An 8,476-nucleotide genomic window follows, 5' to 3' on the forward strand; every position below is an offset into this window, starting at 1 on the left:
AGCGCAGCGCACCGGCCCGATAGCCTTCGGCTCATGACCGCACCGCTTTTCTCGGGTAGGGGCCGCCGCAGCGTCGCGGCCCTCGGAGCCGTATCCGCCGGCCTCCTCCTCCTCTCCGCCTGTGACAAGCCGACGCCGCTGGCGACCGTGACGGTCGGCACCTCGTCGGTGTCCGCCGAAGCCGCCTGCCGCGACGGCAAGGAGCTCACGGCCGACAAGGTCCAGGAGTGCTTCGCCGATGCGAAGAACACCAAGACCATCGAGTACGGCCGCGGCGACACCCTTCGCCTGGGCATCGAGCCCGAGGTCGTCGAGGACGGCAACAAGTGGCAGGCCGTCCTGGACGGGCAGCAGATCACCGAGCCGTCCAGCAACACCTACGACAGCTTCCCGGGCGCCGACCTCTTCCTCACCGGCGGCCAGGGCGAGGCCCCGGCCTCGAAGAAGCTCAACATCGTCCAGGTCTCCGCGGACGGCAAGCCCCTCGCCGTCTGGGCCTTCACCATCAAGCTCAAGTAAGCACGTACCCCCGGTGCGCGCGCTCATCGTGACCGCGGTGGCGGCGGAGGCGGACTCCGTCGTCGGCGGCCTGCCCGGTCCGGCCCCTCATCCGGACCACACCCCCGGCTCCGAGCCGCGCACCCTCCCCGGTGGTTACCTCATCCACCACCGGGGAGCCTTCGACATCCTCGTCGCCGGAGTCGGCCCGGCCGCCGCGGCCGCCGGGACCGCGACCGCCCTGGCGCTCGCGCCCGACGGCGGCTACGGCCTGGTCGTCTCCGCCGGCATCGGCGGCGGGTTCGCGCCCGCCGCCCCGCTCGGCTCCCTCGTGGTCGCCGACGCCATCGTCGCCGCCGATCTGGGGGCCGAGACCCCGCAGGGCTTCCTTCCCGTCGCGGAACTCGGCTTCGGCCGCAGCGTGCACCTGCCTCCCGCGGAGCTCGCCGTCCGGGCCGCCGAGGCGACCGGGGCCCTGCTCGCACCCGTCCTGACCGTCTCCACCGTCACCGGCACCGCCGACCGCGCCGCGGCTCTCGTAGCCCGGCATCCGCTCGCCGGGGCCGAGGCCATGGAGGGCTTCGGGGTCGCGGAGGCCGCCGCTGCGCACGGGCTGCCCGTCCTGGAGGTCCGTGCCGTCTCCAACGCCGTGGGCCCCCGCGACCGCGCCGCCTGGCGGATCGGCGACGCCCTGGCGGCGCTGGCCGACGGCTTCCGCGCACTGGGACCCGTACTCGCCTCCTGGGGAGGACCCTCATGAACGCCGTGAAGCCCGTGGAGCCCGAGCTCCGGTCGCCCGTGCGGATCGCCTACTCGCCCTGCCCGAACGACACCTTCGTCTTCGACGCCTGGGCCCACGGCCGCGTCCCCGGCGCGCCCGCACTCGACGTCACCTTCGCGGACATCGACATCACCAACGGCATGGCCGAGCGCGGTGAGCTGGACGTCCTGAAGGTGTCCTACGCCGTCCTGCCGTGGGTGCTGGAGGAGTACGCGCTGCTGCCCTGCGGCGGCGCCCTGGGCCGCGGCTGCGGACCGCTGGTCCTGACGCGCGAGCCGGGGCTGGAGCTGGCGGGCAAGACGGTCGCGGTCCCGAGCGAACGCTCCACCGCCTACCTGCTGTTCCGGCTGTGGGCCGCCGACGTGCTGCCGCCCGAGGGCGTCGGCAAGGTGGTCGTGCTGCCGTTCCACGAGATCATGCCGGCCGTGCGCGACGGCCGCGTGGACGCCGGACTGGTCATCCACGAGGCCCGGTTCACCTATCAGGACTACGGGCTGCACTGCCTGGCCGACATGGGCGAGCACTGGGAGTCCACGACCGGCCTGCCGATCCCGCTCGGCGCGATCATCGCCAAGCGCTCACTGGGCTCGGACACACTGCGCGCGCTCGCCGAGTCCGCCCGCACCTCGGTCCGGATGGCCTGGGAGGACCCGGAGGCGTCGCGCCCCTACGTACGTGCGCACGCGCAGGAGCTGGACCCGGCCGTCGCGGACCAGCACATCGGGCTGTACGTCAACGAGTTCACGTCCGGCCTCGGCGACGCCGGTTACGCGGCGGTGCGCGGCCTGCTGACGCGGGCGGCGGCGGAGGGTCTGGTTCCGGCCATTGCCCCCGGCGCGCTGGACTTCCCCTAGGACATGACCGTGCCCCGGCTCCTTCCCGGGAGCCGGGGCACGGTCGTACCGCCTGGTCAGACGTCCATCTGGTCGGCCACCGCGCGCAGCATGCCGGCGATCTTCGAGCCGTGCGCCCTGTCGGGGTAACGGCCCCGCTCCAGCTGCTGCGTGACGTTCTCCAGCAGGGTCGTGAGGTCCTGCACGATCGAGGCGAGCTCGTCCGGCTTGCGCCGCTGCGCGGCCGCGACGGAGGGTGCCGGATCCAGGACGATCACCGAAAGTGCCTGGTCGCCGCGTTGCCCGGCGACGACGCCGAACTCGACGCGCTGGCCGGGCTTGAGCGCGTCCACCCCGGCGGGAAGCACCGAAGAGTGAACGAAGACGTCGCCGCCGTCGTCGCGGGAGAGAAAGCCGAAGCCCTTCTCACTGTTGAACCACTTGACCTTGCCGGTAGGCACGTCCGTCCTCTGTCCTTGCGCTCGTCGGGTGTGAAGCGGGTCACCGACCCGCACCTCTCAGGCTAATCGTCAGGATCCGGGGGACAAGACGTTCCCCGGTCCTTCGCGGATGACCGCTCCGGCCAGGGAACTACCCTGGCCGGGTGACTGTTACTCCTCAGCCCGAGCACGCGGACACCGCCCGCGCCTCCACCGCCGCCACAGCGGGCGCCCCCGCGGGCGACCCCGACGCGGCCCGCCCCGGCGACGCGCTCGTCAAGGCCGGCGGCATCGTCTTCATCCTCGGCGCCGTCGCCACGCTCGCCACGATGGCACCGCTGTTCCTGGACACCGACCCGTTCCCGTCGTACGCGTGGGCCGTGTGCATGCTCATGGGCGTCGGCTTCGCCATCTCGGCGGCGGGCGTGGTGCGCTCGGCGGCCGCGCAGCGCACGGCCGCCCGCGCGTCGCAGGCGTAGTACGCACGTTCCCGGCTACGCGGCCGGGCGGCTACGCGACCGGCGTGGTCGCGCTGCCGCGCGGCCGCGGGCTCACGCGGACCGCGTGCGGGCGTACTCCGCGAGCCAGGCCGGCAGCTCGGTGAGGTCCGCCAGCACCACGTCGGCGCCCGCCTCCCGCAGCTCCGGCTCCGGGCACGGGCCGGTCGGGACCGTCACCGACAGGGCGCCGGCCGCGCGTGCGCCCCGTACGTCTCCCACGTGGTCGCCGACGTAGACCTGGGCGCCGTACTCGCGCAGGGCGCCCGCCTTGGCCTCCGCCCACAGCCAGCCGACGACCGCGTCCGGCTCGATGCCCAGGTGGGCCAGGTGCAGGCGGGCGTTGGGCTCGTGCTTGGCGGTGACGACGATCGCGCGGCCGCCGAGCGCCTGGACCGCCTCGATCGCCTCGCGGGCACCGGGCATCGCCGGGGTCGGCTCGATGGCGTGTGTGGGATAGATCTCCCGGTAGCGGTCGGCCATGGCGGGGATCTCCGCCTCCGCGAACCAGTACGCGAGCTCCTCGTCCAGCGGCGGACCGAGGCGCGTGACGGCCGCGTCCGCGTCGATGAACGTGCCCGTCTCGGCCGAAAGCGCCTGGTAGGCGGCCCTGATGCCCGGCCGCGAGTCGATGAGGGTCATGTCGAGGTCGAATCCGACGGTCAGCAGCGTTTCGGAGCTCATACGGCCATTGTGCCGAGCCGGGCGCGCGGAACGGGAACGTGTCCGGGGGAAGGCAGGGGACACGCCCCGCAGGGCAGACCACCCGCACCCGCCCACCGGCCCCCGCGCCGGACGGTGGCGGCGACACCCCCGCCCAGACCCCGACGGACGGAGTCCGGCGCAGCGGCCCGGGGCCGGGGAGGCACGCCAGGGCCGAGCCGCGCGAGGGGCGCGTCAGGAAGGCAGGGCCCGCCAGGGCCGAGCCGCGCGAGGGGCGCGTCAGGAAGGAGGAAGGCCGCGGCGGCGCGAGCGCCAGAAGAGGTACAGCGCGGAGGCCAGCGCAGCCGCCCGCGCGAGCCACGGGAGCATGTCGTGGAAGACCCCGCCCACCCCCTCGTCCGTCAGCGGGGAACCCCACCGCCCGTTCAGCCGCCCCCACAGCCACACCACCGCCGAGGCGAACACCGCCCCCGGCAGCCCGAAGACGACCCACTTGCGCTCCGCAGGACCCAGTACGCGGGAGGCGTACGCGAGCAGCCAGCCCGCGGCCAGCAGCAGCCAGTACCCGGAGACCGCGCCCGCGACCAGCGCGACCGCCGCGAGCAGCAGGAACGCGTGCGGCTTCGGCCTCGGGGCCGCCGGGGCGTCCCCTACGGCCGCCGCCCCGGCCTTCGCCGCCGCCTTCGCCCGCCGCCGCTCCCGCAGGAACCCCAGGAGCGTCCGCCGCTCCGCCGGTTCCTCCGCGGCCGCACCGGCGTCGGCCTTCGCGACCTCGGCACGCTCCGGGTCCTTGAACAGCTCCGGGATCTCGATCCCACCCGCGAAGCCCTCCACCGAGGAGTCCGGCGCGACCCGCCACCAGTCGGGCTCCATCACCTCGCCCTTGCCCAGTTCGTCGATCCCGGCCAGATGCGGCGGCGCGGCCCCCCGCTGCGCCGGCACGGCGGGCGTCTGCTCGGCGGGCGGCGGCGCGCCCGCCGCCGACAGCGTGCCGACGACCTCCTCCGGCGTGCCGATCCGCTCCAGGATGCGCCGTACCGCCGCCGGTGTCTCGGGCTCGTACTTCGCCCGCCGCCGGTCGATTTCGTCCCGCAGCCCCGACACCAGCCGCATCCGGTCCCCGGACGGCAGCTGCCGGCGCTGCGCCAAGTCCCCGACCCGGCTCAGATATTCGTAGACCAGATGGTCGCTCTCGATGCCCACGCCCCGGCTCCTCCCGTACCGCCTGATGCGAAGGTAGCGCGTGCGCCCGTGGAGCTGCCGAGGGCGCAGCGGATACCGTTGACCGGATGGGGACCGGCCGACTGACCGGCCGACGCGACCAGGAGGCGACGACCGTGCCTGACCCGAGCACCGCGGGAAGCGCTCCGCGCTCCCTCGCCGAAGCGCTGCGCGCCCGTGACGACGCGGGACTGGCCGCCCTGCTGCACGCCCGTCCGGATCTGCTGAGCCCGGTGCCCGGGGACGTGACGCAGCTGGCGACGCGGGCCGGGACCCGGGCCTCGGTGGTGCGTGCGCTGGACCGCCTCGACCGGTTCGCCCTGCAGTGCGCCGAAGCCCTCGCGGTGGCCCCGGAACCGTGCCCGTATCCGGTGCTGGAGTCGCTGCTCGCGGGCGACACCGGTACGACGTCCGGCGCGGACAACGGGGCCCGCGCCGAGCTGCCCCGGGCGCTGGCGACCCTGCGCGAACAGGCCCTCGTATGGGGCGACGAGCAGCGGCTGCGCCTGGTGCGCACGGCCCGCGAGCTGCTCGCGCCCTCCGCGTCCCGGCCCTCCGCCACCGGGCTCGGCCCGACCGTCGCCGAGGCCACCGCCGGCATGTCCCCGACCCGGATCCAGGAGATCGTGTCGGCCGTAGGACTGTCCGCGACGCACGACCCGGTGTCGGCGGTGACCGCGCTGACGGGCCTGTTCACGGACCCGGCCCGGATGTCGGCGCTGCTCGACGAGGCTCCGGCGGAGGCCCACCAGGTACTCGGGCGGCTCGTGTGGGGTCCGCCGTACGGGGAGGTGACCCCGAATCCGACGCCTCCGGTGCGCTGGCTGCGCGACCGGGGTCTGCTGCTGCCGGCGTCGGCGCGGACGGTACTGCTGCCGCGCGAGGTGGCGCTGCACCTGCGCGGCGGGCTCGCGCACCGGGTGACGGAGCCGCTGCCCCCGGCCGTTGCCGCGCACCGCGAGCACCGTCCACAGCTTGTGGACGCGAACGCGGCCGGTCAGGCGCTGGCCGCGCTGTCGACCGTGGAGGAGCTGGTGAAGTCCTGGGAGTACGCCGGTCCTGCCGTGCTCCGGGCGGGCGGGCTCTCCGTACGGGACCTGAAGCGGGCCGCGGCCCAGTTGGACACCACCGAGCCGTCGGCGGCGTTCTGGGTCGAACTCGCCTACGCGGCGGGGCTGCTGGCCAGTGACAGCGAGGCGGACGAGCGGTACGCGCCGACCCCCGCCTTCGACGACTGGTGCGAACTCCCGCCCGCCGAGCGCTGGTCGGTACTGGCGGCCGCCTGGCTGGCTGCCACCCGGACCGCCGGCCTGGTCGGCGAACAGGACGCGAAGGGCCGCACCCTGTCGGCGCTCGGCCCGGAACTGGACCGATCGGCCGCCCCCGAGGTGCGCCGCCGCGTCCTGCACCTGATCGGCGCCCTGCCCGAGGGCGGCTCCCCGGACCCGGCCGCGCTCTTCACCCGGCTGACGTGGGAGCGCCCGGTGCGCGGGACGAGCGAGCTGCGCGCCCGCCTCGCGCACTGGACGCTGACCGAGGCCGAGGTCCTCGGCGTCACCGGCCGGGGCGCGCTCGCCGCGCACGGCCGCGCCCTGCTGGAGGGCCGGGACCCGGCACCGCTGCTCGCGCCGCTGCTGCCCGAGCCCGTGGACCACGTACTGCTCCAGGCCGACCTGACGGCGGTGGCCCCGGGGCCGCTGCGCCGGGCGCTCGCCGACGTCCTGGCGGTCCTGGCCGACGTGGAGTCCAAGGGCGGGGCGACGGTGTACCGCTTCACGCCCGGGTCGGTGCGCCGCGCCCTGGACGCCGGCCACACGGCCGTCGACCTGCAGGCCTTCCTCACCGAGCACAGCCGCACCCCGGTGCCGCAGCCGCTGTCCTACCTGATCGACGACGTGGCCCGGCGCCACGGCCACCTGCGGGTCGGCGCGGCCTCCTCCTACGTGCGCTGCGACGACGACGGCATGCTCAACGAGATCCTGGCCGACAAGCGCTCGGCGGGCATGGGCCTGCGCCGCCTGGCGCCCACCGTGCTGGCCGCGCAGGCCGACCCGACCGCGCTGCTCGACACGTTGCGGGCCATGGGGTACGCACCGGCCGCGGAGTCCCGTACCGGAGACGTCGTCGTCGGCCGCGCCGACGCGCACCGCACCCCCGCCCGCTCGGCTCCCGCCCCGGTCCCGGACGGGCCTCCGGTGCCGGACGCGACGCTGCTGGGGGCCGCCGTACGGGCGATCCGCGCGGGCGACATGGCGGCGACGGCGGTCCGCAAGGAGCCCTCCGGGGCGTCCTCCGGGGCGTCCTCCGGGGCGTCCTCCGGCGGACCGGGCGCGCTCCCGCGCACCAGCGCGGCGGAGACCCTGGCGACGGTGCAGGCGGCCGCGCTGACCGGGTCGGCGGTATGGATCGGCTACGTCAACGCCGACGGGGCCGCGAGCCAGCGGGTCATCGCGCCGGTGCGGGTGGAGGGCGGCTTCGTCACCGGGTACGACCACACGGCGGACGAGGTACGGACGTACGCGCTGCACCGGATCACCGGGGTCGCGGAACTGGCGGAGGACCAGGTCTGAGGGCGGTCCCGTAATCCCCGCGCCCGCCGGGGACTACGGGACGGCCCTCGGTCGGGGAGGCCGCGAGGAAAACCGCTCGCCGGGCGGGTGTCCGGCCCCGCACCCTGGGGCCATGTCCGACATCCCGACCGCAGTCCGGGCCGAGACCCCGACCGAGGTCCCCCGGCACCGGATCCGCGCGTCCCACACCACCGACACCCTCACGGTGTACCAGGCGTACAGCCCCCGGCTGGGACTCCCCGCCGCCCGGGACGGGCGCTTCCCGCCCGCCTGGAAGCGGGAGCGGATGACGTGGGTCAAGCCGTCGTTCCTGTGGATGATGTACCGCTGCGGCTGGGCCACCAAGGCCGACCAGGAGACCGTGCTGGCCGTCGAGATCACCCGCGCCGGCTTCGACCGCGCGCTGCGCGACGCCTGCCTGTCCCACTACTCCCCCGCCGTGCACCCCGACCGGGCGGCCTGGAGGCAGGCGCTGCGGACCGCCCCCGCCCGCGTCCAATGGGACCCGGAGCGCGACCTGCACCTGAACCCGCTGCCCCACCGCTCGCTCCAACTCGGCCTGGCCGGACCGGCCTCGCGGGCGTACGCCGACGAGTGGACGGTCTCCATCCGCGATGTGACGCCGCTGGTCCGGGAGATCCACGGCCTGCTCCGCTCCGGGGAACCGGAGGCGGCGAGCGCCCTCCTCCCGGCGGAGACCCCCTATCCGGCGGGGCCGCTGGAGCACCTGGGCGCGTAGCCGGTTCCTGTGACGGCCCCCGGCACCGGAGCACTGGGCGAAACAGGTGGAGACGATTCCGTTATCGCAGGTCAGCGATCCAGCGCACCTTCGGTGCGCGCCGGGGGCGTGGTAAATCCCGTGGCGCGCGCTGGGGGTGCTTCTGTCCGCTCTGACGGGGCCTGTTGCTGGTCCAGGATGCTGGTGGGGTTCGTTCCGGCCGAAACCGATCCGTCTGTGATGCCTGTGAGCTCG

The 8,476-nt window shown here is 75.1% G+C and carries 9 protein-coding genes; 6 read left to right on the forward strand and 3 right to left on the reverse strand.

Features of this window, described 5'->3' with window-relative positions:
- Nucleotides 1–33 precede the first annotated feature (33 nt).
- Genes J7F03_RS41425 through J7F03_RS29320 form a run of 3 tightly spaced genes read left to right on the forward strand, consistent with a single transcriptional unit; the run spans nucleotide 34 to nucleotide 2,133 of the window.
- Nucleotides 34–519, forward strand: coding sequence for a DUF2771 domain-containing protein (locus J7F03_RS41425; protein ID WP_251072664.1), 486 nt, complete (start codon nucleotides 34–36; stop codon nucleotides 517–519).
- A gap of 13 nt (nucleotides 520–532) precedes the next feature.
- The gene (locus J7F03_RS29315; RefSeq protein WP_308380011.1) at nucleotides 533–1,258 is read left to right on the forward strand and encodes a futalosine hydrolase; all 726 of its coding nucleotides are present in this window, start codon (nucleotides 533–535) and stop codon (nucleotides 1,256–1,258) included.
- On the forward strand, nucleotides 1,255–2,133 hold the full coding sequence (locus tag J7F03_RS29320) for a 1,4-dihydroxy-6-naphthoate synthase (protein ID WP_214954744.1): 879 nt from the start codon (nucleotides 1,255–1,257) through the stop codon (nucleotides 2,131–2,133). Before J7F03_RS29315 ends, J7F03_RS29320 begins: the two co-directional genes overlap by 4 nt.
- Before the next feature lie 56 nt (nucleotides 2,134–2,189).
- Here J7F03_RS29320 and J7F03_RS42110 read toward each other — a convergent pair whose 3' ends face one another.
- Complete coding sequence (locus J7F03_RS42110; protein ID WP_214954746.1) at nucleotides 2,190–2,573, reverse strand: cold-shock protein; 384 nt, start codon at nucleotides 2,571–2,573, stop codon at nucleotides 2,190–2,192.
- A gap of 269 nt (nucleotides 2,574–2,842) precedes the next feature.
- Here J7F03_RS42110 and J7F03_RS29330 point away from each other — a divergent pair, with 269 nt between their 5' ends.
- On the forward strand, nucleotides 2,843–3,031 hold the full coding sequence (locus J7F03_RS29330) for a hypothetical protein (RefSeq protein WP_214954764.1): 189 nt from the start codon (nucleotides 2,843–2,845) through the stop codon (nucleotides 3,029–3,031).
- Nucleotides 3,032–3,103: 72 nt separating this feature from the next.
- On the opposite strand, the gene J7F03_RS29335 is transcribed toward J7F03_RS29330, so the two are convergent.
- Complete coding sequence (locus J7F03_RS29335; protein ID WP_214954748.1) at nucleotides 3,104–3,733, reverse strand: HAD family hydrolase; 630 nt, start codon at nucleotides 3,731–3,733, stop codon at nucleotides 3,104–3,106.
- A 258-nt stretch (nucleotides 3,734–3,991) separates the two neighbouring features.
- Nucleotides 3,992–4,915, reverse strand: coding sequence for a hypothetical protein (locus tag J7F03_RS29340; protein WP_214954750.1), 924 nt, complete (start codon nucleotides 4,913–4,915; stop codon nucleotides 3,992–3,994).
- Between the two features lie 86 nt (nucleotides 4,916–5,001).
- On the opposite strand from J7F03_RS29340, the gene J7F03_RS29345 reads away from it, so the two are divergent.
- Nucleotides 5,002–7,503 carry a helicase C-terminal domain-containing protein gene (locus J7F03_RS29345; RefSeq protein ID WP_214954752.1) on the forward strand — a complete coding sequence of 834 codons (2,502 nt, stop codon included), beginning with the start codon at nucleotides 5,002–5,004 and terminating at the stop codon, nucleotides 7,501–7,503.
- Between the two features lie 112 nt (nucleotides 7,504–7,615).
- Complete coding sequence (locus tag J7F03_RS29350; RefSeq protein ID WP_214954754.1) at nucleotides 7,616–8,242, forward strand: DUF4291 domain-containing protein; 627 nt, start codon at nucleotides 7,616–7,618, stop codon at nucleotides 8,240–8,242.
- Nucleotides 8,243–8,476 lie beyond the last annotated feature (234 nt).

Origin of the sequence: Streptomyces sp. ISL-43, from assembly GCF_018614195.1 — a bacterium.
Classification (GTDB): Bacteria; Actinomycetota; Actinomycetes; order Streptomycetales; family Streptomycetaceae; genus Streptomyces.

Excerpts from the sequence above, each read along its gene's own strand:
- J7F03_RS29320 (WP_214954744.1), top strand. The coding sequence starts at position 1,255 with ATGAACGCCGTGAAGCCCGTGGAGCCCGAGCTCCGGTCGCCCGTGCGG.
- J7F03_RS29350 (WP_214954754.1), top strand. The coding sequence starts at position 7,616 with ATGTCCGACATCCCGACCGCAGTCCGGGCCGAGACCCCGACCGAGGTC.
- J7F03_RS41425 (WP_251072664.1), top strand. The coding sequence starts at position 34 with ATGACCGCACCGCTTTTCTCGGGTAGGGGCCGCCGCAGCGTCGCGGCC.
- J7F03_RS29335 (WP_214954748.1), bottom strand. The coding sequence starts at position 3,733 with ATGAGCTCCGAAACGCTGCTGACCGTCGGATTCGACCTCGACATGACC.
- J7F03_RS29345 (WP_214954752.1), top strand. The coding sequence starts at position 5,002 with ATGGGGACCGGCCGACTGACCGGCCGACGCGACCAGGAGGCGACGACC.